Below are 24,605 nucleotides of genomic sequence, written 5' to 3'. Positions count from 1 at the left end.
AATGGTGGCTGCTATTGCCATTCCAATTACATTACAAAGCTTAATCACCATTGGTGTGAATATGACCGACACCTTGATGGTGGGAGCTCTCGGCGAAATGCAATTGTCGGCGGCGTCCCTGGCGAATCAGTTCATTATGATTTTCCAGATCTGCTGCATGGGAATTGGCATGGGAGCCTCTGTTCTGACATCGCGTTTCTGGGGAATGCGGGATTTAAATTCGTTAAGAAAGACGGTTACCGTCATGCTTCGGATCTGTCTTGTGTTGAGTCTTGTTTTTTCCCTAGCGACCTTTTTCGCACCAGAGACGATTATGGGTATTTACACCACGGATTCGACAATTATTCAATATGGAGCCCGGTATTTCAAATGGTCGGTTCCCTGTTATGCGCTGCTGGGGCTATCTCTTACATCCACCATTGTTCTGCGGAGCGTCGGTCAGGTAAGACTTCCTTTATTCTCATCCATTGGTGCTTTTTTAATCAATATTTTCTTTAACTATCTGTTTATTTTCGGAAATTTCGGGGCTCCCCAAATGGGTATTGAAGGTTCTGCCCTCTCCACACTCATTGCCAGAATCTTCGAATTTTCTTTTATCTGCGGCTATTTGTTTTTTATCGATAAAAGAATCCGGTATCGACTCGGACATTTGTTTCTGCGATGCCGAGATATTTCCAAGGAATATTTTCAGGTTGCCATTCCCGTATTGGTGAGTGACGCCTTGCTGGCATTTGGCAATAGCGCCGTAACCATGGTTATCGGCAGGCTTGGGGTCAGCTTCGTTTCGGCCAATGCCATCACCATGGTAACCCAGCAGCTCAGCACTGTTTTTATTCAGGGGATTTCTAATGCCAGTGCCATTATGACCGGACACACTCTGGGCCGCGGGGATCAGGAAAAGGCCCAGCAACAAGGGGTGACCTTTTTGTATTTAGGGCTTGCCGTGGGCGTTTTTGGAGCTCTGCTGATATGGCTGATCAGCAAACCCATGATCAGTTGCTACAACATTACGGAAGAAACCCAACAACTCACATCGCAACTGATGTTTGCGGTCGGTTTTATTGTTATCTTTCAGTCAACTAACAGCATTTTAACCAAAGGGGTGCTCCGAGGTGGCGGGGATACTCAGTTTCTAATGGTGGCCGACATTATCTTCTTGTGGGTTGCTTCCATTCCCTTAGGCGCATTGGCCGGTTTGGTCTGGCACTTGCCAGCATTTTGGATATACACCCTTCTGAAAATTGACCAGATTATTAAATCTGTCTGGTGTATCTATCGATTACGTAGTAAAAAGTGGATTAAAAAAATTGAATCCTATCCATTGAGTGAAAATCAATAAATCTGTTTATCTCGGTACTACCAATCTCAGTATTAAACTGATTAAAAAAGCAACCGCAGAAAATATGACACTGATCATCAGAATGCCTGTTGCGATAATATTGTACTGAACCAAATTTAATGGAAGTATAGCAAACTGTTGTAAATTTAAAACATTGAGTAAAAGCAATATCAAAAATATGAACAGCAAACCATCGAAACTTCCTTTTATATCTGCAAAGCTCAATGACATATGGGCTGATATGCATATGGCTAAAAACAAGAATATATAAAAACCGATGCTCTGAAAATTTCCTAATGAAAATATCGTTTTTATCAAACCCCAATAGCTGTTTACAATTTCTGCCAGATTAATATCTCCGATTGTCTGAGTATTCAAGCTCCCCGCAAGTATGTTTGTATACGCTGTAAAAGCTTGGGGAATCAGCAAATACATCAATCCTACAATAACCAGTATTCCACCTAAAATTGGAGCCACCCCGATAAAAAAATTTCCAATTCTCTGATACAGGTTTCTTTTGTTAAAGGAGTGATTAACATAGCCCATTACCCCATCCTGATCCGGTCGCTGAAATAATTTTATAGCTATAATTTTATGCCCGAACAATAATGCGAACAAAGCATGACTCAGTTCATGAATCGGCGTGCCGATAATACCTGTTACCAATACAGTATTTCTGCCTAAGCTATTTTGAAAATTTCGCATGGTATATTTTTGTATGACCTCAAGGAACAACCCAACTAATATAATCGCTCCGGTAAGCCAAAGTGTTTCAACAACAGTTTGAATTAATAATTCTACAATATATGTGCTCATAAAAATTCTATATCCTTCTCTTTTTATTTAAACCTAATTATTTTATGCATAAGTAATTTCACCAGTAAACAAAAATAACGAAATCCATTGATTATCATTGTATTCGGATTTCCTTAAATTTGTAAGATTATGCCAATCAGATAATGCTGATTGCAGTTGTACATTAAATTTTAATGTATAACTTGATATATCATATAAAAAAAACACCCTAGGGTGCCTTAGTCGTTGTTCATTTCATCCGTTCGCACATTCTTGTTTGTGAAAAAGATACAACCAGTTTGTCTCCATGGATTTCTTAATACATCCATATCCGGACACCGACCATTTTCATTAAAACTACATGCTAACTGCGAACATTTTTTTTCATTGTTTGAATCCATTGACTCTCCTCGTTAATATGTGGCACCCTTTTTGATGTCTCATTAGTATATTTCTAAATTCATTTTTTATTTTATGAATTATACCACCGAATGATATTAAATACAATTAATTTCATTTAACATTCTGTTCTTTTTTTATTTTTCAGCACTATTCTTTTTATAGCTTATTCTTATATTTTTTTTTATAAAATAATTATTGACAAGGAATTAAATCAAGTATAGAGTATTACTAATTAGGAATACTATTAAATAAATGTGTGATCTTGAAGTGACTGTAATGGTCAGTGATTATCGATTGAAAGGAAGAATCTTATGGCAATGATTAACGAAAATTATATTAAATTACCAGGCAGTTATCTTTTTTCTGAAATAGCAAAGCGAGTGGATGCATATAAAGCTGAGAATCCAGATGCAGCTATCATCAAACTTGGAATTGGAGACGTCACCAGACCGTTACCTCCCGCAGTTATCAGCAGCATGCACAAAGCTGTTGACGAAATGGCAGATGAAAAAACTTTTAGAGGGTATGGACCTGAACAGGGTTACAATTTCCTCATTGAAAAAATTATTGAATTTGATTATGCCCCTCGGGGAATCAGCCTTAATATTGACGAGGTTTTTGTAAGTGATGGTTCCAAAAGTGATACTGCGAATTTTCAGGAAATATTTGGTCTTGAAAATAAAATTGCTGTTACCGATCCTGTTTATCCTGTTTATGTAGACAGCAACGTTATGGCTGGAAGAAGTGGCAGTCTCGGCGCCGATGGCAAATGGACAGACCTCACTTATATGCCATGTACTGCTGAAAACGCGTTTATACCACAGCTGCCAAACGAGAAGGTTGATCTTATCTACTTATGTTTTCCAAACAACCCCACCGGGACAACAATATCAAAAACCGAACTTAAAAAATGGGTGGATTATGCAAAAGACAACAAGTCCATCATTTTATATGACGCCGCCTATGAAGCCTATATACAGGAAGATGATGTTCCGCACAGTATTTATGAAATTGAAGGTGCCAAAGAAGTGGCTGTCGAGTTCCGAAGCTTTTCTAAAAATGCCGGTTTTACTGGGACAAGATGTTCATATACTGTTGTCCCCAAGGAAGTTCTCGGGTACACCGCCTCCGGTGAAGCAATCGAGCTCAACAAGTTATGGAACAGAAGACAGACCACCAAATTCAATGGGGTACCATATATTATACAAAAAGGTGCTGAAGCCGTTTATACCCTGGAAGGACAGCAACAAATCAAATCGCTTGTTGACTATTATATGACCAATGCCAAAATTATTCGAGAAGGCATCCAGAGTACCGGCATTGAAGTTTTCGGAGGAGTAAACGCTCCTTATATCTGGCTAAAGACACCAACGGGACAGGATTCCTGGTCTTTCTTTGACAAACTGCTTCATGATGTCAATATCGTCGGTACCCCAGGGGCCGGCTTTGGTCCAAGTGGAGAAGGCTACTTTAGGCTGACTGCTTTTGCAAGCAAGAAGAGTACTGAAGAGGCTATTGACAGAATCAAGACCAGACTGAAGCTTTAATAACCCCCTTTATTACACGGTTATTCTTGGAAACTATTTTAGTCTTTCTGATTATAACAAAAATAAAAATCGGAGAACCAGGATCAACATGACCCTATTTCTCCGATTTTATTAATTTGTTTTAATTATTTCAACACGTATTTCAAGGAATCAATAATATTGTGGGCGGTAAGTGTGCTTTGTCCGAAATGAGAAGCATAATAATCACCTGATTTTCCATGATAGTATACACCGGCTTTTGCCGCTTCAAACAAATCGACATTTTGTCCGGCAATGCCAGCGATCATACCTGCCAGCACATCGCCGCTCCCTCCGGTTGCCATGCCGGGGTTTCCCGTAGAATTAAACCATATTTCTCCGTTAGTTCCAAAAATCATCGTTCGAAATCCTTTTAAAACCACCACTACTTGATACTCGATCGCAAATTTCTGACCATATCCAATCGGATCGTTGAGAATTTCTTCACGAGGCACATCAATCAGTCTTGAAAACTCTCCAAAATGTGGTGTAATAACCACCGGTGTTTTAGATTCTTTTAGATAATCAATCACTTTGGCAAGATGAAAAAGACCGTCAGCATCAATGACTACCGGTAAAGACCCTTCGAGAAGATGCTCCAGAATGAAACTATAATTCTTTCCTCTTCCAATGCCAGGGCCAATGAGAACAACCTTTTTTTTATCACTTTTGATATCATCTTCAGTGATGTTGCAATCATAAGTCTTGATCAGCGCTTCTACCGGCGCACGGGAAACCACGGGAATGTAGATTTCTTGGGGAACGTAACAGGTAACCAACCCGCTACCGCTTTTTAATGCACCATTAAGCGATAAAATTCCAGCTCCACTCATTCCTTTCGATCCGGCTATAACTACAACGGAACCATAATCATATTTATGGGTATTCTTTTTTCTTTTTTGGGGAAATTTCAAATTCTTTTCCTGAATATAGTATTTTTCATTGGAAATGCTGTTCTCATCGATTCCGATATCGACAAGAATGGTATCACCGGTATAATCAGGACCATCATTCAGCAAACAGCCAGTTTTATAGTTTTGGATAACAATCGTTTTGTCCGCCAAAATACCATTCTCAAGACTGAGACCGATATCTCCCCGCAATCCAGAAGGAATATCAATGGCTATCTTTTCACCTTCAAAATCGTTGACCATATCAAAAAGACGAATATACTTTTCTGAAAGACTTTTGTCTTCTAATCCTGTTCCAAAAATGGCATCGATAATGTGGGTCCCCTTGGACAGCATCTGTTTCAAATCTTCAAAATCTGATGCTTCTAGTAAATAGCGTACCGGAATATTATTTTCTTTCAGTTTTTTTAAATTGATCTTGCTGTCATTAGATAATTTTTCTTCTTTTTCTGTCATAAAAAGATGTACCATATAACCTTCTTTTGCCAAATGCCGGCCAATGACCTGACCATCTCCGCCATTGTTTCCAGCCCCGCAAAGAATAATAATCAAGGAATTTTGATCAATATCTTTCTTGATGAATTCGGCACAAGCCTGACCAGCTCTTTCCATAAGCTCAATACTAGGGGTGCCTGCGACAACGGCGTTACGATCCATAACAGACATTTCACTTGGTGTAACAACTTTCATTTTATCCTCTTTTCTTCTACCATCAAAAGAATCTTACTGACTTAATAATCACAACATTATATCAAATATTTTTTGTAAACTGTTGTTTCAAATGCCGAAAGCCCAAATTTCAAGGCCAATCATTTTATCCGTTGTGAACCCACAATGAAAAATAATTGACCTTAAATATCTGCTCATTAATTTATTTTTTTAATGCATCCAATGCTTTCATTGTTTTTGCATCAATCTTTCCCGTTTCGGTAAGGCCGTTAGCTTTTTGGAAGGCCTTCACTGCGGTTTCAGTGGCATCATCAAATGTTCCCGTCGCCTTATCCGCTGCCAAGTATTGTTTGTCAACCAAAATTTGCTGATAGGTCTGTACCATTTTGCCGCTGTTGCCTTTTTCAAATTTGATGTCTTCGGCAACCAAAGAAATAATGGTAGAGCGATCAAGTTTTCCAGTTTGATCCAGACCTTTCATTGCCTGATAGGTTTTAATAGCTGTTTGAACGTCATCCGTGATCTGATTTGTTGGCTGGCTTGCTAAAAAGCCAAGTGCATATAAAACTTGGGTATAATCCATAATCTCATCATTCGTATCTCCAAGGGCATATTCAGTAATTACAACGGTTGTCCCATCAGAGGTTTGAATTTCAGATGTTTTATTGTCTTCATCTTTACTGGTTGTTGAACCATTCGTTTGTGCTCCAATGGCAATGGAATATATCGTTGCTATGCCCTGTGGTTTCATAGAAAGCTGATCCGCCGCAGAATACACATTCTCAATTACAAATGAGGACATCAAAAAAATCAAAAGCATTGAAAAAACGACATAAAGAATGACATCTTTAAATCTCTTAAAAAGAGTATCCTTACTCATCGTCTTCTCCCGGCCAGTTATGCCATACTTCCTGGACATCTTCATTATCGTCAAACATGTCGATCATTTTAAGCATTTTCTTAATATCACCGGGATCATCCAATTCAACTTCTGTTGATGGGATCATAGCAATTTCGGCTGAAGTAAGTTCATAACCTGCTCCCTTCAGCGCGTCACAGACCTGTCCAAAATCTTCCGGTTCGGTGCTGATTTCATAACCTTCCTCAGAAGTTTCAATGTCGTCAGCTCCTGCCTCCAATGCGATCATCATTAAATCCTCTTCATTAAATTTATCAGATTTTTCAATCATAATCTGGCCTTTTTTGGTAAATAAAAAGCCGACGCAACCACTGGTTCCCAGGTTTCCCCCGTTTTTATCAAAGGCGTGCCGCACATCCCCTGCTGTTCTGTTTTTATTATCGGTGAGAGTTTCAACAATAACGGCAACTCCTCCTGGACCATAACCTTCATAATTGATTTCTTCATAGATACTTCCGTGTAATTCTCCTGCGCCTTTTTTTATTGCCCGATCGATGTTGTCATTCGGCATATTTGCTGCCTTTGCTTTGGCAACCGCTTCCTTTAATCTTGCATTCATATCGGGATCGGGTCCACCCTCCCGGGATGCAACAGCAATATATTTAGCTAATTTTGTAAATATCTGACCACGCTTAGCATCTATTTTTCCTTTTTTGTTTTTAATAGTCGACCATTTTGAATGTCCTGACATCGACAACCTCCTAAATTCTTTTTTAAATGATTTTACAATGTTTTATTATAACATACAGCCCTTTTTTCACAAACCTATTTTTTATTTCTTATGCTTCAGACTCTATTGTATTCACTTCTGTCTCTAATTCTTTTCTAAGCAGAATGAGTTGAATAATATCTTCCTGTTCAAACAAATCATCAAATATTTTCTCATACCGGGATGCTTTCTCTCCCTGATTCAGCTTGTATAAATGTCCGATATTATCAAGAATGCTGGTTACCGAGCTTGATTTCAGGCCAAAAAGACGTTGTGCATTTTGAATTTCCTCTCGGATAGAAGACATTTCATGATCCACATCATTTACTGCATTGGCGGCATTGACAAGCCGTAGCCTAACCTCATCCGGAATATTTTCCTTATATTTATAATTTAAGGAATGCTCAATAATAGACCAGAAGTTCATGGCTAAAGTACGAATCTGAATTTCAACAAATAAATGTTGAATCCCGGCGACACTAAAAACAGGATAGCGGATGATGAGATGGTAACTTTTATATCCGCTGGGCTTTGCTTCACTTATATAATCTTTCACCTTAACGATTTCCATATCACAGGCAGATCTCTTTTTAATAAGTTCAACGACCTCATAAATATCTTCTTCAAATTGACACATAATTCGAACACCGGCGATATCTTGAATGTTATCCTCTAATGATTCAATATCAACCCCATAATTATGTATTTTCTCTAAAATACTGGATACGCTTTTTACCCGACCATAAACGGATTCGATCGGTGAGTACTCTCCGATTTTTTCATACTGCTCTTTAAGACTGTTAAATTTTAATACGATCTCATCTACTGCCTGATGATAAGGGATGAGAAATTCTTGCCAATATTTAGTACCCAAAATATTTACCTCTTATTATTCATATCAGGAAAACATCTTCCCTGATATGAATTTTTCTGCTTCATTCGAGCTTCAAGCTCGTCTATTATTTTCACCATATTGTTCTTTTATCCAAACAGAATATACGGCATAAGTGTCATTTATTGTTGCATTCATTATTTTCCTTGAAAAGATTAAAGAGACGAATCCGTTTGTTTAATCTAAGCAGATTCGTCTAGTCTCATCTTTTTATATTAAATTGGTAACACATTCAGGCATTTCTTCTTCTGCACAGCTTATGCTAAGTACAAACTTGATTTCATGGGTTTCATTAATTTTTTGAATTTTTTCAACCATGCCACAAACATCAGCAGGTTTTTCAGCATTGATAAGACGCAATAGATTATCAATAAACACCATTTTAATATCGTAATTCTCTGCGACTAAACCGTTTAGAAATCCAAAAAGTTGATCAACTCCGGATATTCCAAACTCTTCCATGTTTATAAATCTGATCTTAGTATCTACTTTTACTCGATATTTGTCTCTGTCGTTAAGAAAAATGACATCCCCTTCACAGGTCTCAAGTGCAGTGTTTGCCATGTCAATCATTTTCTTTGTCTTTCCGCTTCCTTTTGAACCGTATACAAACTCAATCATTTTAGACACCTCATTTCATTTTGATATTTTCATTATAATGGTTAGTTTCAATAATTTCAATCATTTTTATAGAAATCCCTCTAACAAGTTAAAATTTAATATGGTATACTTGGATTTAATAAATTTATGGAGGTTTCGATTTGAATAATTCCGACCATTACAAAGCACTTGTTGCTCTTTTTGATAAACAATTGGAATTTGCACAAAACCTACAGCGCAAGATTATTCCTTCCCCTGGATCCTTTATTTCCGATGATTACCATTTCTATAGTTATCTCAGACCTTTTAGAAAAGTTGGCGGAGATTTTTATGACTTTCATTTTTTGGAAAATGGAAAAATCAGCCTTCTAATTGCAGATGCAACGGGACATGGTATCGATGCGGCAATGATTACCAGTATGATTAAATTAAGCTATTCTTATACCATGAAAGATGATTATATTAACCAATCCCCCAGCTTAGTCCTTAAACAAATCGAATCAGATATCTGCCAGCAAATGGACAACACTTTTTTTACTGCGATCGCCCTAGTTTTAGATCCCAAAGAAAAAATGCTCTGTTTTGCCAATGCCGGTCATCCATCTGCCATTCTTATAAAAGACAACCACCATGTTGATTTACTGAAACCCAGTCTTCCCATGTTGGGACTTCAGCAGTATATGCCTGAAATGAATTATTTCGATATGTTTCTTGATTTTTCCAAAGGAGATAAGTTACTTCTTTTTACTGATGGACTCGTGGATGCTCAAAACCCCGAAAGCGAAGAATTTTCTATTGAGCGCGTAATCTTTATTGCTAAAAACAGTTCTCACCTCCCAATTAATCAAATTGGTAAAAACATCATTACTTCCTGTATGGAATTTAACCGTCATCAACCACCTTCGGATGATATCTGTATATTAGGTATTGAGTTCGAAGAATAGAACTTTTTTCTAATCGAAATCTAATTATTCTTCTCTAAACTTAAGATGAAAGTTATATAGAGATTTTTTGCAATAAAATCTCAAGAGAGGACGGATTACCATGTTAGAACCTAAACGTATTCTAATTTTAACTTGTTCCCACGGATCTGGCCATAAAATGGTAGCCAATACCCTTAAGGAAGGTTTTGAATTACGGGGACATCGTGTCTCGGTACGAGATTTATTTAATGAAACCAACCCAGCGCTCAATCGATTTATAGAGAAATCCTATTTGCTTTCCTACTCAATCGGAAGTAACTTCTATAAACGTATTTACTATGATTGTGAGGATAATGCGCACAAAAAATTCATTTACAATCTTTGGCATTTTACTGATAGAGCCTTATTAAAAATGATCAATGAGTTTAAACCGGACTGTATCATAAATACTTATCCTTATACAATTTCATCCATTATGAAAAAGGAGTTTTACCCTGATATCAAGGTCTTTACAGTCGTGACGGATTTTTGCATTCCCATGGCCTGGATACATCAAGACACAGATCGCTACTATATCGCCTGTGAAAATGTAGAAGATACGCTTCTATATGAAGGAATTCCTCAAAGTAAACTATTAACAACGGGTATTCCTCTTCGCAGCGCTTTTTATACCCACGAAAATCGTCGCAAGCTTATCAAAAAATATAATTTAGACTCCAATAAAATGACTTTAATTATTTTTGCTGGAACCTATGGTGTACTAAGAAATATTAAAGAAATCTGTCGGCGAGCCGATCGCATCGAGAATCTGCAAACCCTTGTAATTTGCGGGAATAATCATAGCTTGGAACAGGAATTATCCCTTGAGGCTTTCAAAAATACAAAAGTTTTTGGTTTTGTATCAAATATTAATGAGTTTTATACCATTGGTGATCTAATGATAACAAAGCCAGGTGGAATCACATTAAGTGAAGTGGTCGCAAAAAAAATACCTGTTATATTATACAATCCTACTCCAGGACAAGAAGGCGAAAATGCTCAGTGGTTCAAGCGTCAAGGAGCAGCTGTTGTGGCCAATAATATCTCTGAATTGTTTCTTGCCATTGAAGCTCTGAAAGACAATGAGCTCAAACGTTTTTCCATGAAAAGTGCAACAAACAAAATATTTTATGGCGATGCGACCTCTTTAATTACTGAAGACGTTCTGACACAATTGAATTCAGATGAATCAATTTCTTATCGAACAGAGTCTCTGTGAGCACTCATCCAAAAAGATTCTTTAAAAATTTTAGTTTAGTTTGAAGTTTTGAAAAGGTACATTAGACAAAATAATTATCACTTATATATAGATTAAGATGAAATGAGGAAAATGAAGTGAAACCACGAATTATCAGCGACAGCTCCTGCGATTTACCTTTAAATTTTTTAGCAAAAGAAGATATCGATTTTTCAGTCGTACCTTTGAAAATTATTGTTGGCGATCATGAATTTATTGATGATGAAACCATTAATACAAAGGAACTCATTGCAGCTATGAAAGAATATAAAGAAGCGTCATCAACCGCCTGCCCTTCCCCAGAAGAATTTGCAGCAGAACTTAGAAAAAGTGAAGAAAACTACGTAATCACCATTACTTCTGGTCTCAGTGGAACCTTTAACAGTGCCCGTGTTGCTGCGAATATGGTTCTTGAAGAAAATGGCGACCGAAAAATCGGATTATTTGATTCTCTGGCAACTTCTCCCTCTATGATTTTAATGATCATGAAGCTTCGTGATTGGATTAAAGCCGGAATGTATGATTTTGAAACCATTTGTGAAAAGCTTTCCGAGTATCAGAAAACGCTGACTCTCCTTTTTTTACTACAGGATCTTTCAAATCTTGTTAAAAGCGGACGAATGAGCCGTATTGCAGGGGCTGTCGCTTCTGCCCTTTCAATTATGCCGATATGCCGTGCGACGACCGATAAAGGCGAAATTGAAGTCGTCGAAAAAATAAGAGGTGTAAAAAAAGCACTCTCCAGCATGGTCAATATGGTGGAAGCGAAAGTAAAAACGCATGAACAGTTTCCGGTGGTGATTACGCATTGCAATAATTTAAGCCAGGCGGAAACATTGAAAGATCTCCTGGAAAAACGCTTTAATCTCAAAGAAGTATATATATTCCCGATGCATGGCTTGACATCCTACTATTCCAATGATAAAGGTCTGATAATGTCCTTTTAAATAACAAATTACGCCACTAAAAGCAACCTAGGACTATGAACCGACCCCAGGCTGCTTTGTTAATTATGATTTTTTCTTGTCTTATATTACCAACACCATTTGATACAGCGCCAATCCTATCACTTTATCAAAATTTTCGTAATCTATTCCTTTTATATAACTTAGAAACTAAAAAAAACTTATGCTTTTCAGCATAAGTTTAAAATATTTGGAATTAGATAACTCGAATATTTTCGGCTTGTGGTCCTTTTTGACCTTGAGTTACATCAAAAGTAACTTCTTGACCTTCTTCTAAAGATTTATATCCATCTGACTGAATTTGTGAAAAATGTGCAAATACATCTTTACCATCTTCCCCTGTTATAAAACCAAAACCTTTTTCCGAATTAAACCATTTTACTGTACCACTCATATGTGTGTACCTCCTAATTTTTATTCCCTAAATCCTTGTAACATGAATAACAACTACATTTCTAAATTAGGATGATACGTTTAAACATAAGTACCAATTAAAAAATATTACTGTTAAATTTATTTACTATTAATTTAAGCTATAATTTATAATAACACATATCCCAGATATTTGCAAATTTTTTATGAAATATTTTCATTGTTCTTAATAAATTTAATAAATTCTGAAATCATCGTACTTAGATGCCGGGTTCTAATTCTATATTGAAAATATATTTAAGAAAATGCTTTTAACCCATAGAAAGTGGGTAAAATTATTGACAAGAGCTGTAATAAAAAATTTTTAGGAGGCGAATAAAGATGTTGAATGAATTAGATGTAAAAATCATCCGATACGCAGACCATTTCGAGGTATTTCAGGATGGGTTAATGGTATCAAAGAAAGAGTCCATTAGAAAGATTTTAGGTCATGGGGAATGTGAGGAATTTTACGACAACTGCGTTTATGATTCAGATGAAAAAGCAAACGAAAAGCTCGGTAAAATTATAATTGGATTATTTACCGGGGATTATGCAAAAGTAGAGTAGCAACAATGGCGCACACACAATACCTGAATTTGAAAGGAGTAATTAATTATGTCAAATGATTTATTGGGAGGTCTTTTAAAAGGATTAGGTAATTTCATGCCATCCGATGATTCAGATACACAAATATTCTCAATCAGCAACGAACTGACTGCATTACAGCAGCAGGAAACCGAACTCTATGCAAAAATAGGAAGAGAAGCTTGTCAATTGCACCCCAATGAAGTCGCTTATTCTGACTTCATTGATGAGCTCAAAATAGTGAAACGAAAAATGGCTGAGCTCAGTCAAAAATTAGAAAAATTCAAAGCAGAAAAAGCAGCAAAAGATGAGCAAAGCAACGCTTATCATTGTTCAGAATGTGGTCAGAATAATCCATCTGGAACAAAATTCTGCCAAGAGTGCGGAACAAAACTTCGCGGAAATGTTTCTTTGATATGTTCGAATTGCGGCACAAAAAATAGAAACACCGCTAAGTTCTGTGGTGAATGTGGTACCCCATTATAAAAACGAAAAGTGTCCGATTTGAATTCATCAATTATTTCTCAATGAGAATTGCAATATCGGACACTTGATTATTTATTTTCTTTCTTAAGAATCTAGTTTTAACACAGCCATAAAAGCTTCTTGAGGAACTTCTACATTGCCGACTTGACGCATTCTTTTTTTTCCTGCTTTTTGTTTTTCCAAAAGCTTATGTTTTCGACTGATATCTCCACCATAGCATTTTGCCAAAACATCTTTTCGCATAGCACTGATGGTTTCTCTGGCAATAATTTTTGTTCCGATGGCAGCCTGTATCGGAATTTCAAACATCTGTCGTGGAATTTCTTCCTTGAGTTTTTTGACGATACCACGACCTCGAGCAACCGCTTTTTCATCATGTACAATAAAGGATAAGGCATCCACCGGTTCTCCGTTTAAAAGAATATCCAATTTAACCAGATTTGATGGTCGATATTCTTTAATATCATAGTCAAGAGATGCATACCCCCGGGTTCGGGATTTTAGGGCATCAAAGAAATCATAAATAATTTCATTAAGCGGTAATTCATACTCAAGAATGACACGGCTCTCTTCCACATAATTCATGTTTAAATAAACACCTCGACGTTCCTGGCAAAGCTCCATGACTGTTCCTAAATATTCTGAAGGAAGCATAATATTTGCGTTAACAATAGGTTCTTCCATCGTTTTTATTTCAACCGGATTGGGAAGATTCGTAGGATTATCTACCCATAACTCAGAGCCATCTGTTTTAATAACCTTATAAATGACACTGGGTGCGGTAGTGACCAGATCCAGATTGAATTCACGTTCCAAACGTTCCTGAATGATTTCCATATGCAGGAGACCTAAAAAGCCGCATCTAAAACCAAAACCCAAAGCAACGGATGTATCTGCCTCATAAAGAAGCGAAGCATCATTTAATTGTAGTTTGGCCAAAGCCTCTTTGAGATCTTCGAAACGAGAACCATCGGCAGGATAAATCCCGCAGAAAACCATAGATGTCACCTTTTTGTATCCCGGCAAAGCTTCTTTCGCCGGATTATCGGTTTCGGTTATTGTATCTCCTACTCGGGTTTCTCGAACATTTTTGATGCCGGCATTAACATAGCCAACATCTCCGGCACAAAGTTCATCAACTGGAAGTAAACCCTTGGCAAAAACACCGACCTCATCGACTTCAAAAGATTTTCCCACTGCCATCATATCGATTTTCATTCCTTTTCTGATCTTACCTTGAACAACTCGAATGGAAGCAATAACACCTCGATACTGATCATAGTAGGAATCAAAAATCAAGGCTTGCAACGGTGCTTCCACATCTCCACTTGGAGAAGGCACTTTTTTAACAATCGCCTCTAGTACCTCATGAATATTGATGCCTGCTTTGGCTGAAATAAGAGGTGCATCATGAGCATCAATGCCAATGATATTTTCAATTTCATCCTTAACTCTATCCGGATCAGCACTCAAAAGGTCAATTTTATTAATAACCGGTATGATTTCAAGATTGTTATCCAATGCCAAATATACATTGGCAATCGTCTGAGCTTCAATACCCTGGGAAGCATCAACAATCAATATGGCACCTTCACAGGCTGCCAGACTTCTTGACACTTCATAGGTGAAGTCAACATGACCAGGGGTATCAATGAGATTTAATATGTACTCTTCCCCATCATCTGCAGTATACAGAAGACGGACGGCCTGAAGCTTAATGGTAATTCCCCGTTCTCTTTCAATATCCATATTATCTAAAAACTGTTCTTCCATATCTCTTTTACTTAAGAGTCCGGTATCTTCAATTAGACGGTCTGCCAGGGTTGACTTCCCATGATCAATATGCGCAATAATTGAAAAATTCCGTGTATGTAGTTGTTTGTTTGTCAATTTTTATAATCCTCTACTTTCGAATCTATCTAAATTTTAATCTAAATTATTTTAAGCTATCTTAATGGTATTATTGAATCCGTTTGCCCATTAGAAGAGTATTCTATCAATAAATATTTTTTTTGTCACGTTTTTTCTTGATATTTCTTCTCAAACGTGTTAGAATTGTCATGTTATAAATAAATGAGGGGGGTGAACCCATGGCTAACATTAAATCAGCTATGAAACGGGCTAAAACAAACGAAAAAAGTCGTCTTCGAAACAAAGCAGTAAAGACAAATCTTAAAACTTCTGTTAAGAAATTTGATCTTGCAGTTGAAGAAGGCAACGTAGAAGCAGCACAAGAAGCTTTTCGTTTAGCAACAAAGAAAATTGATATGGCTGCTACAAAAGGTATTTTACATAAAAATACTGCAGCACGTAAAAAAAGTACTTTGGCTAGAATTATCAACGAAATGACTGCTTAACAACCTCATTTATATCCCCAAAACCCGTGTCTCTAGGGTCTATACAAAGATGTACTTACTCAGGTACATCTTTTTTTTATTTGTTCGGAAACGACATTTTAATGCCGTTTATTCAATCTTCATTAGAAATAGCTCCAGTGCCAAATGTTGATCAATTTCTCCCAATTTCATCTGCGCATCCAGGTCTGCACCAATAATTATCAGATCCCACAGATTATCAATGGGATAATTTTTACCGTTTTTTAATATTTTATTGACTATAAAAGGGGCCACTTTCATTTCACTTGCCACCGATTTTGGCGGAAGCCCTTTTTTTGTATATATTTTCACCATCAGAAGCATCCGGATCTGTCGTAAAAGCAAACTGAAAACGCCGAATGGCGACTCTCCCTCCTGATAAAGCTGGTTGAGCATCAACAGCGCCTGTCCTTTGTCCCCAGTCATTGCGTAATCAATCATTTTGAAAATGCCGTCTTCAATGGATTGAGGCAAGATCAGCAGAATATCTTCCTTAGTAATTTCCTCCCGATCCCCTATGTAATCAATCAGACTGTTAAGTTCATGATCCACCATTTCCATGGTCTTTTTCTCATTAACCAGATACATGGACCGCTGAACAAACAGTCCCATTACGGAACGCGATATTTTTTTGCCGGCATTATTGATGCGCTTTGTGAGCCATGCCTGGATTTCTCCTGAATCAAGCTTTTCAAAAACGACCACCGTGCTGTTTTTGGCAATGGTTTTATAGATTTTCTTACGTTTATCCGGTTGTTCCCAGTAAATAATCAAAAGTGTGGACGGGCAGGGATTTTCGAAATAGAAGGTCAGGCGTTCAAGATCATGTTTTCCCGTGATTTTATCAAACTGGGCTTCTTTTCTGATAACAATCATTCTTTTTTTACTCATCATCGGCAGTGTTTCACAGGTAGCAAGAAGTTCGGAAACATCCAAATTTTTATCACTGTAAATGGTCAGATTAAGAGCCTCTAATCCTTTAGAAATTTCCATATCAATGAGTGTTTTTTCCATCATGTGTCCAATATATTGTTCCGGACCTGTAAATAAGTAAACCGGATTGACCGCGTTGTTTTTTATATTATTATTAAATTCTTTATAATTCACTATTCATCTCCATTAGTCTGCATAGGTTTTATAATGTATCCATTCCCCATTACTGGTGATCTCCACTGCTCCATTTTTATCTGTTCTCAGTGTATTTATATCCTGTTCATCCAAACGTCTGAGCACCTCATCGTTGGGATGCCCGAACGAATTATGCGCTCCTACCGATATCACCGCCATTTCAGGATCCACTGCCGTTAGAAATTCCTGTGTGGATGAAGATTTACTGCCGTGATGAGGAATTTTGATAACTTGAAAATCTTTCTCAGCGCTTTCTGCTTTCATATCATTAAGTATAAGTCGCTCTGTTTCAGCTTCGATATCCCCGCAAAACAGCATGTTAGTACCTTTATAACTGAGGCACATGACAAGAGATACATTGTTTTGTTCGTCATCTTCCTTGGGACTTATTTCCCCCGAGGGGCTGTATACTTCAATTCTGACCCCATCCTTCCCCTGGATGACGGAACCTTTTTCCAAAAGCGTGACCGGAACCGTGGATTGATTCAGAAGCGTTTCACTATTTGTGTTGATACTCATAAAAAGATTTTGAACCGGAAATTTGTCAAAAACAAGCTCTTCAATTCCCTGACAGTGATCCACATGATTATGGGTGAGGAACACCCCATCCAGTTTTCTGATATTTTTTGAGTACAAGACCGGATATAGAACACTCTCGGATATTTCACTGGCTTTGGGAAAGAGGTAGCCCCCGCCATCAATCAGGTAGTTCAGACCACTCGGTGTTTCAATGAGAATGCTGTCACCCTGCCCAACATCCAGAATCGTCACCACTAAGTTCTTTGGGTAAAGCGGCAAAAGTATCAGTAACAGGCCCAGTACACACCCGACTGCAAGCACTGTATTTTTGACCCGGCGGGATTTCAAAAAAAAGTACCCTGAAATCAAGAATGAAAACAATAAAAATATACAGCTTTCTACAATTGTTAACCCGCCCCGATTGATCAACAGAAAATCCAGTGCCTTCCCCAGATCATTAATGCCATCCAGCATGACCAGAATAGATTTTCCTAAAAAAGCAAGGGGCATCGAAAACAGCAGTGCCAAAAAAGGGAAAAGACCTGCAATCAATAGGAAGATCATGCCAGCCAGTAAAAATATGCCAATCAGCGGTACCACCAATAAATTCGAGAGAAAGCTTAAAAGAGTAAATGTTTTGAAATGATACAGCAGTATTGGAAGGGTACCCAATGTTGCACAAAAAGTCAAAATCAGACCTTCTATAATGGGGCCCATATTTTTCCTGATTCGAGGTGATTTTTTATTTCGCTGCTTCTTGCATAGAAAAAGCAACGGTTCATAAAATAATATGATGCCCAGCATAGCCCCCATGGATAATTGAAATCCGGCCTGAAAAAGCTGACTCGGCCATAGGCAAAGAATAATCAGTCCTGCCAGACAAAGCTGATTAAGGGGATCTTTTTCCCGATGAATCCCCTGACCGATGGTAAGGCAAACAATCATAATTGTTGCGCGAACAACCGGTGGAACAAACCCCGTGAGGGCAACATAAAATAATAAAGCTGGTAATAAAAACAACATCCAGAATTTTTTATTCATTTTAAGTGTTATCAGTATGAAAGAGATCGCTAAAAATACATATCCCACATGAAGCCCGGAAACAGATAAAACATGAGTAACCCCTGCATTTTGAAAGCTTTGAGTAAGATCTTCGCCGATATCTTTTTCTCCGAAAATAACGCCTTTGAGGAGATCTGACACATCTTCAGAAAAATAAGTGTCACATTGAGTTTCAAAATGTCTTTTTATACTCAGGATAGTAAAATACAAAGACGACTCCCGACTTACCCGGTCAATCCCTCCAGAAGGAGCGACTAATAATCCGTCAATGGCTTGTGATTTGAGATAAAGACCATAGTCGAACCCCCCGGGGTTTCTTTTTCCCGACGGTTTTGACAAAGTACCTTTGATGGCAAGGATATCCCCGGGATTAAATACCGGCTGGTCTTTAATTGTTTCAAAATATATTGTAACCTTCAATCCCATCGCTTTTTTGAGGGCTTCATTTTTTGTTGTGACAATTTGTTTGGTTTTTATGTTTACGACCATTCGATCATCTTTGATAATCGGATAATCGGTGACAACAGCTGTTACCAAAACCTCCTTATCGTAAAATGATGCCATGGGATCGGTTAAAGGAAATGCGCCATATCCGAGAATGATCCCCCCACAAAAAATTCCCAGCACAAATATAATCTGTGTTTGCTTGATTCTTTTTACTACCAGCGGCAGGAACCCAAGGAGGCCGGAACACAACAGAATGGCCCAGACGGGAACCCTGTAATAGGCAAAAGCAATAGATAGTCCCAGGGCAATGATCCCCCACAGTAAAGGTCGCTTCATACCCAAGCGAGCTTACAAATCTGCTAGCGCTTTTAATTCATAGGTTTTTCCAATCTCTGTGACAAAGAGTGCACCACTAAAATGTTTTTTTCCTTTTTTCAAATATTTATCTGGATCTTCAAAGGGTGCCAGGTGCGTAAGAATCAAGGTTTTTACCCCGGCTTCATTTGCAATCTCGCAGGCTTGCTTGACACATAAATGTTTATCTGAAACACAGTCTTCCAAAAAAGCCGCGTCACAGAGCAACACATCAACACCTTTTGCAAATTCAACCAGTGCCGGTGTATAGCTAGTGTCTCCGGTATAAAGAAACGTCGTTTCTCCATCGGTAATTTTGGTGCCAAAATCGAGAAAGGGATGCTTAAGTTTCTTAAACGTAAAAGTTAAATTACCCTTTTCTATTTGCAATTCTTCGGTAATTTTCTTAATCAGAAAAACTTCTTTGTAATAAAGTGATGCCACCTCCAGGGATGGCTCTGACGGTGCATAGATAGGCAGTTCAGCACTTTTTTCCTGAAGTGCATAACGAAGCACGAAAAGATCGGCAATGTGATCTGAATGCAAATGGGAGCAGATAATGAAATCAAGTTTTGAAAAGCTCATTGATTTCTGCAAATTTGCCAGAACGCCGCTGCCGAAATCCAAAGCAATGTGTGTATTCTCTGATTCAAATAAATACCCGGAGGACGCTCCGCCCGGACCAGGATAAGGACCGGTATTTCCAAGTACCGTTAATTTCATTGTAGGACCTCTTTTCTCATTTTTTAATTTATTCCAATAAATAATTTCTTTTTTAATGTCTTTTATATTATACACTGATTATCATAATTTTTGTATGAAGAAAGGTGTTTTTTTAATATGCTTTTGGTATAATGAATAGAAAATTATATATACACCCATTTATGGTTACAATAAAGTATGAATGCAAATATTTGTCACTAAAATATCTTTCGCGACAAATTGGTATATTAGAAAGAAAGGTTGAAAAAATGATCAATTTCATTAAAAATACATTTTATGCTTCAGATGAATTGAAGCTTACCTATTATCAAACACCTCGTCCTCTTAAACCTCAGGGCGTTGTTCTGATTATCCATGGTATGGCTGAATCTGCCACACGTTATCAAGAATTTTCGGATTTTCTCTACACAAACAATTACATTGCCGTTGCTTACGATCAACGCGGTCATGGACAAACGGGCATCGATTCAGGCGACATGGGCTTTTTTTCAAGTGGCAATGGTTGGGAACGCATCATTTCAGATGTAAAAGAAATCTCCTGTTCTCTAAAAGAATCTTATCCAGATCTTCCCCTTTTTCTCATTGGCCATAGTATGGGATCCGTGGTTGCACGAAATGCTGTCATTTCATTTTCGGAGCTCTATAACAGCGCCATTATCATTGGTACTACCATCGGGATTAACGGTTTAATGCAGAAAATAGCCAGCCTGATTGCCAAACATGAAATTCGAAAGACTGGCGAGAAGACACCTTCGGAATTACTTTCAGGTCTCTCCTTCGGCGGCTATAACAAGAAATTCAAACCAAACCGCACTGACTATGATTGGCTGTCTTTGAGCAAAAAAAATGTCGATACCTATCTGGACGATCCTCTTTGCGGATTTACCTGCAGCTCCGGTTTCTATCGTGATCTTTTTTATGGAATTCAGTTTACCAGCGCCTACTCTAACCTAAAAAAAATCCCCTGCGATTTTCCCCTATTATTTCTATCCGGCCGAGATGACCCCGTTGGAGGGATGGGAAAAGAAGTGAAACGAATTGTCCAGCTTACAAAAAGAACAGGAGTTAAAAATGTCGATCTTATCCTTTACCCACTTCTTCGACATGAAATTCTCAATGAAGATCGTCGGGAATTGGTTTACAATGACGTTCTTCGGTTTATTGAGAAGTAACAAACTATTGAAAATTACGCTAATCATTCGCAAAATTGGTTAGCGTATGATATATTATGACCTAAAAGGAGGCTGCCACAATGACTCAAAATATTTATGTCTTCGGGCACCAGAATCCGGATACAGATTCTCTCTGTTCCGCTATCGCTTATGCAAATTTAAAAAAAGAGCTTGGACATACCCATGTTTTTCCTGCTCGTCTCGGATCAATTAACAAGGAGACTCAGTTTGTTTTAGATACATTCCATGTTAATCTGCCAGTACTTATTAAAAATGTGAAGCCCCAGGTGTCTGATCTTGTTCTTACCGATTTTTCTATGGCTAACGAAAATGATTCCATTTCAAAAACCATGGACCAGATCATTAATCATCCTGGTCGATCCCTTCCGGTTATCAGTGAGGAAGGCAAACTTATTGGCATGGTTTCAGTATCCGATATTATCCCATCTTATACAGATGCTTTTTCAAAATCAATTCTAAGGGACAATGAAACCCCCTTTGACAATATCATCGAACTCCTGGATGCCCAGATATATGGATCTCTTGAAACAACTACTGTATTAGGAGATGTTTATACCATTACCGAAATTGAAGCGGATCAAAAACTCAGTTCCGATGATATTCTGGTAACTGTTCAGCAATCAGTTTATTTAAGCCGTGCCTTTAAAACAGGAGCCGGGACCATTATCGTGTCCAATACGTCTCCAGATATCCCTTTCCATATTCCAGATGATTATAAGGGTGCCATTTTAACGGTAACTTCAGGGCCATTCGAAGTCATTCGTCTATTATGCCAGGGAATCCCCATAAAGAATTATTTTAAAAAAAGCAATCTGGAATATTTCATGACTTATGAAACCATTGATGATGTAAAAAAGAACATGCTTACTTCCGACTATGAGCGTTTCCCTGTCGTTAACGTGGATGGTCAAGTTATTTCAACTATTTCAAGAAGCAATTTAATTGATTTCAGCCGAAAGAAAGTTATTCTCGTAGATCATAATGAACGTAGCCAATCCATCATCGGTGTGGAAGAAGCAGAAATCATTGAAGTCATCGATCATCATCGTGTGGCTGAAATTCAAACATCAACCCCTTTATATCTACGTATTGAACCTTTGGGGTGTACATCTACCATAGTCGCAAAAATGTATCATGAAAACAAAGTACCGATTTCCAAACCCATGGCAGGACTCATGCTAAGTGCTATTATTTCGGATACCCTTCTTTTTAATTCTCCAACCTGTACCACCGAAGACGAAATAATTGCCAAAGAACTTGGGAACATTCTTGATCTTGATATAAATAGTTATGGTGAAAAAATGCTGGTCGCCGGGAGTAATCTAAAAGAAATGCCGCCATTAGAGATAATTACTACGGATATGAAAATATTCACCATGGGCTCCTCTAAAATTGCCGTATCCCAAATCAACACCGGAGATTTTAGAGGAATTTTTGACAAGCTCGATAATGTGTTATGGGAAATGAACAATTTATGCCAGCAGGAAAATCTCAACCTCTCGATTCTCATGGTCACTGATATCATTTTAGGTGGAACTGAGTTAATTGTTGCTGGCGAAAACAAAAAACTCGTAGATTTGGCCTTTGGACTTCACCCTGGGGAATTCAGCAAATTTCTGCCCGGTGTTTTCTCCCGAAAAAAGCAAATCGTTCCTCCGCTGATGAATGCTTCCGCCTACTAATCAGACTTGACCATAATAACAATGAAGGAGAGCACTCTTAATTTATTAAAAAGGTGATCGATATGAAAAGCAAAAATAAATCTCATCAGCTGAAATTTCTTTACACTATTTCTGTACTTCTTCTTATTTTATCACTGACCTTTCTAGGAACAGGCTGTGTGAAAAAAGAATTGGTAAATGATCCGTCTACGGGTGAAATTTTATCGGTAGCGAATTTGAAATCTCTTTCTGATGGCCATTTTACAGCAACCACACATTTTTATGATACCCGAGGATACGCCCAACAGATCGATATCATCATAAAAAGCAATATTATTACTCAAGTCAATTTCAAAGAGATCTCTCGGAATGGCATGGATCGTCTAACTCTTGAAGGTCCAGAGAAATACTGGGATAATCTTTCCCTGCTTAATCTCAACTCACTTTATTTCCGATTATATAATGACTTGATTCTTTCCCAAAATCCAGATGAAATAGAAACCATTTCTGGGGCGACCCAAACATCTGGACGTTTCATTCAATTATCAAATGCCGCTATCGGGCAGGCCAAGAAAGGTGATCATGAACCCATAAAAATTGATACCTTCGATACCTATACTGTAGTCGGCTCGATCGATCAAGATGGGTTTCAGGGAAATCTGGTGGCAACATTTAACGGCACGAGGCTTACAGCACTGACTTACGATGAAATACGAGCTGAAGACGGAAAATCAAAGCGCAAATTCACTGATTCCACTAACAACATAAATTATTCTGTTTTGTTCGATACTTTCATTCGTGATACATTGGCTAGCCAAACCTTGGAATCCACATCAACAGAGGGTGAACCATCACCTGAAAAAGCAAAATTTTCAGAATGTATTCGCTTGTTAAAAGAATTAAGAACTTCCTTTTAACTCACCTTAATAGTTTCTTGATTTAACTCACCATTGACAAAGAATATTGACAAATGGTAATTATATGTTATACTGAATTATCTGGTTATGCTTTCAATCCAACAATTTTAAATTTAAAGAAGGTGAAAAAAATGGAAAACAATACTTTTGGTAGTCGATTAAAAGCGCTGCGAATTTCTAAACGGTTAACCCAAGAAAATTTTGCAAATCTTTTTTACCTTAACAAGAGTTCAATCTCTAAATATGAAAAAGATAAGAATTTACCAGAGAACCAATTACTCATAAAAATCGCTGATTTTTTCGAGGTTTCTGTGGACTATTTACTATGCAGAACAGATCAACCCAAGCTTTTGCCAAGTAATCCAAAGCCTATGACTTGTGAAGAATTTTTAAAATCCTATGTCTTTTCGAACGAAGAGGTAAACTCCTTTTCTTCTTATTTCTCTTTCCCAGAGAGTTTTAAGCAGGAAGTGTTAGATTTTATTAATTTCAAAAGTTCCAACGGCAAGTAATTCAAAAAATGATGAAGAGGACCTTGTTTAAATAACTTGTTATATTATAAAGAGCTTGTGTTATCAAGCTCTCAGAGCGAAGACAAACCCGATTACAAGCAAACAAAGCTGTAGTCGGGTTTTTATATTGCTGCCCCAAAATGAAAAAACAGAATAAAACGTGAAGGCAACCCAAAACGCATTCGTTTTCGGTACAGCAGATTTGCCAGTTTTTTCATATTCAGGCATGCCAAAGTCAGCCCGATCTGCATGGCAACCCGGGCC

The 24,605-nt window shown here is 37.7% G+C and carries 24 protein-coding genes; 12 read left to right on the top strand and 12 right to left on the bottom strand.

Going from position 1 to position 24,605, the window contains the following annotated elements:
* Position 1 precedes the first annotated feature (1 nt).
* Entirely contained in the window at positions 2–1,339 is a 1,338-nt protein-coding gene (locus tag FZC41_RS15970) for an MATE family efflux transporter (protein WP_148568454.1), read from the top strand.
* 6 nt (positions 1,340–1,345) lie between these two features.
* Here FZC41_RS15970 and FZC41_RS15965 read toward each other — a convergent pair whose 3' ends face one another.
* On the bottom strand, positions 1,346–2,155 hold the full coding sequence (locus FZC41_RS15965) for a hypothetical protein (RefSeq protein ID WP_148568453.1): 810 nt from the start codon (positions 2,153–2,155) through the stop codon (positions 1,346–1,348).
* Between the two features lie 218 nt (positions 2,156–2,373).
* The gene (locus tag FZC41_RS17420; protein ID WP_170254030.1) at positions 2,374–2,535 is read right to left on the bottom strand and encodes a hypothetical protein; all 162 of its coding nucleotides are present in this window, start codon (positions 2,533–2,535) and stop codon (positions 2,374–2,376) included.
* A 312-nt stretch (positions 2,536–2,847) separates the two neighbouring features.
* Here FZC41_RS17420 and FZC41_RS15960 point away from each other — a divergent pair, with 312 nt between their 5' ends.
* Entirely contained in the window at positions 2,848–4,083 is a 1,236-nt protein-coding gene (locus tag FZC41_RS15960; RefSeq protein WP_148568452.1) for an LL-diaminopimelate aminotransferase, read from the top strand.
* 125 nt (positions 4,084–4,208) lie between these two features.
* Here FZC41_RS15960 and FZC41_RS15955 read toward each other — a convergent pair whose 3' ends face one another.
* The 5 genes from FZC41_RS15955 to FZC41_RS15935 form a co-directional block, all read right to left on the bottom strand.
* Positions 4,209–5,702 (bottom strand): NAD(P)H-hydrate dehydratase, encoded by a 1,494-nt coding sequence (locus FZC41_RS15955; RefSeq protein ID WP_148568451.1) that lies wholly within the window; start codon positions 5,700–5,702, stop codon positions 4,209–4,211.
* Between the two features lie 181 nt (positions 5,703–5,883).
* Complete coding sequence (locus tag FZC41_RS15950; protein ID WP_170254029.1) at positions 5,884–6,561, bottom strand: peptidoglycan-binding domain-containing protein; 678 nt, start codon at positions 6,559–6,561, stop codon at positions 5,884–5,886.
* Positions 6,554–7,291: a YebC/PmpR family DNA-binding transcriptional regulator gene (locus FZC41_RS15945; RefSeq protein ID WP_148568449.1), complete on the bottom strand. Its 738-nt coding sequence runs from the start codon at positions 7,289–7,291 to the stop codon at positions 6,554–6,556. The genes FZC41_RS15950 and FZC41_RS15945 overlap by 8 nt, the downstream gene beginning before the upstream one ends.
* A gap of 88 nt (positions 7,292–7,379) precedes the next feature.
* On the bottom strand, positions 7,380–8,183 hold the full coding sequence (locus FZC41_RS15940) for a GTP pyrophosphokinase (protein ID WP_148568448.1): 804 nt from the start codon (positions 8,181–8,183) through the stop codon (positions 7,380–7,382).
* A 228-nt stretch (positions 8,184–8,411) separates the two neighbouring features.
* Complete coding sequence (locus FZC41_RS15935; RefSeq protein ID WP_148568447.1) at positions 8,412–8,822, bottom strand: hypothetical protein; 411 nt, start codon at positions 8,820–8,822, stop codon at positions 8,412–8,414.
* A 140-nt stretch (positions 8,823–8,962) separates the two neighbouring features.
* On the opposite strand from FZC41_RS15935, the gene FZC41_RS15930 reads away from it, so the two are divergent.
* The 3 genes from FZC41_RS15930 (at position 8,963) to FZC41_RS15920 (ending at position 11,947) form a co-directional block, all read left to right on the top strand.
* Positions 8,963–9,745 carry a PP2C family protein-serine/threonine phosphatase gene (locus FZC41_RS15930; protein ID WP_148568446.1) on the top strand — a complete coding sequence of 261 codons (783 nt, stop codon included), beginning with the start codon at positions 8,963–8,965 and terminating at the stop codon, positions 9,743–9,745.
* 100 nt (positions 9,746–9,845) lie between these two features.
* A complete protein-coding gene (locus tag FZC41_RS15925; protein WP_148568445.1) occupies positions 9,846–10,982 on the top strand; it encodes an MGDG synthase family glycosyltransferase in 1,137 nt (378 codons plus the stop codon).
* Between the two features lie 116 nt (positions 10,983–11,098).
* Positions 11,099–11,947 (top strand): DegV family protein, encoded by an 849-nt coding sequence (locus FZC41_RS15920; protein WP_148568444.1) that lies wholly within the window; start codon positions 11,099–11,101, stop codon positions 11,945–11,947.
* 214 nt (positions 11,948–12,161) lie between these two features.
* Here FZC41_RS15920 and FZC41_RS15915 read toward each other — a convergent pair whose 3' ends face one another.
* Positions 12,162–12,359 (bottom strand): cold-shock protein, encoded by a 198-nt coding sequence (locus FZC41_RS15915; RefSeq protein WP_148568443.1) that lies wholly within the window; start codon positions 12,357–12,359, stop codon positions 12,162–12,164.
* Positions 12,360–12,718: 359 nt separating this feature from the next.
* On the opposite strand from FZC41_RS15915, the gene FZC41_RS15910 reads away from it, so the two are divergent.
* Both FZC41_RS15910 and FZC41_RS15905 read left to right on the top strand, forming a co-directional pair.
* Positions 12,719–12,946, top strand: coding sequence for a hypothetical protein (locus FZC41_RS15910; RefSeq protein WP_148568442.1), 228 nt, complete (start codon positions 12,719–12,721; stop codon positions 12,944–12,946).
* Between the two features lie 48 nt (positions 12,947–12,994).
* Entirely contained in the window at positions 12,995–13,450 is a 456-nt protein-coding gene (locus tag FZC41_RS15905; RefSeq protein WP_148568441.1) for a zinc ribbon domain-containing protein, read from the top strand.
* A gap of 84 nt (positions 13,451–13,534) precedes the next feature.
* Here FZC41_RS15905 and lepA read toward each other — a convergent pair whose 3' ends face one another.
* On the bottom strand, positions 13,535–15,340 hold the full coding sequence (gene lepA / locus FZC41_RS15900) for a translation elongation factor 4 (RefSeq protein ID WP_148568440.1): 1,806 nt from the start codon (positions 15,338–15,340) through the stop codon (positions 13,535–13,537).
* Between the two features lie 200 nt (positions 15,341–15,540).
* On the opposite strand from lepA, the gene rpsT reads away from it, so the two are divergent.
* Positions 15,541–15,807, top strand: coding sequence for a 30S ribosomal protein S20 (rpsT, locus tag FZC41_RS15895; protein ID WP_148568439.1), 267 nt, complete (start codon positions 15,541–15,543; stop codon positions 15,805–15,807).
* Between the two features lie 108 nt (positions 15,808–15,915).
* Here rpsT and holA read toward each other — a convergent pair whose 3' ends face one another.
* The 3 genes from holA to FZC41_RS15880 are packed head-to-tail and all read right to left on the bottom strand — an operon-like array spanning position 15,916 to position 20,058.
* Complete coding sequence (gene holA / locus FZC41_RS15890; protein WP_148568438.1) at positions 15,916–16,932, bottom strand: DNA polymerase III subunit delta; 1,017 nt, start codon at positions 16,930–16,932, stop codon at positions 15,916–15,918.
* Between the two features lie 12 nt (positions 16,933–16,944).
* Positions 16,945–19,317, bottom strand: a complete 2,373-nt coding sequence (locus tag FZC41_RS15885; RefSeq protein ID WP_148568437.1) for a DNA internalization-related competence protein ComEC/Rec2 — start codon at positions 19,315–19,317, stop codon at positions 16,945–16,947.
* Between the two features lie 12 nt (positions 19,318–19,329).
* The gene (locus FZC41_RS15880; protein WP_148568436.1) at positions 19,330–20,058 is read right to left on the bottom strand and encodes an MBL fold metallo-hydrolase; all 729 of its coding nucleotides are present in this window, start codon (positions 20,056–20,058) and stop codon (positions 19,330–19,332) included.
* A 248-nt stretch (positions 20,059–20,306) separates the two neighbouring features.
* Between FZC41_RS15880 and FZC41_RS15875 the strand changes: the two genes are divergently transcribed.
* The 4 genes from FZC41_RS15875 (at position 20,307) to FZC41_RS15860 (ending at position 24,341) form a co-directional block, all read left to right on the top strand.
* A complete protein-coding gene (locus tag FZC41_RS15875; protein WP_148568435.1) occupies positions 20,307–21,230 on the top strand; it encodes an alpha/beta fold hydrolase in 924 nt (307 codons plus the stop codon).
* 80 nt (positions 21,231–21,310) lie between these two features.
* Positions 21,311–22,933 carry a putative manganese-dependent inorganic diphosphatase gene (locus FZC41_RS15870; RefSeq protein WP_148568434.1) on the top strand — a complete coding sequence of 541 codons (1,623 nt, stop codon included), beginning with the start codon at positions 21,311–21,313 and terminating at the stop codon, positions 22,931–22,933.
* Between the two features lie 62 nt (positions 22,934–22,995).
* Positions 22,996–23,829 carry a hypothetical protein gene (locus tag FZC41_RS15865; protein WP_148568433.1) on the top strand — a complete coding sequence of 278 codons (834 nt, stop codon included), beginning with the start codon at positions 22,996–22,998 and terminating at the stop codon, positions 23,827–23,829.
* Between the two features lie 131 nt (positions 23,830–23,960).
* On the top strand, positions 23,961–24,341 hold the full coding sequence (locus FZC41_RS15860) for a helix-turn-helix domain-containing protein (RefSeq protein ID WP_148568432.1): 381 nt from the start codon (positions 23,961–23,963) through the stop codon (positions 24,339–24,341).
* Positions 24,342–24,605: the final 264 nt, after the last annotated feature.

Origin of the sequence: Acetobacterium paludosum, from assembly GCF_008086595.1 — a bacterium.
GTDB classification, from domain to species: domain Bacteria; phylum Bacillota; class Clostridia; order Eubacteriales; family Eubacteriaceae; genus Acetobacterium; species Acetobacterium paludosum.
This window is presented reverse-complemented; position numbering and strand designations above follow the sequence as displayed.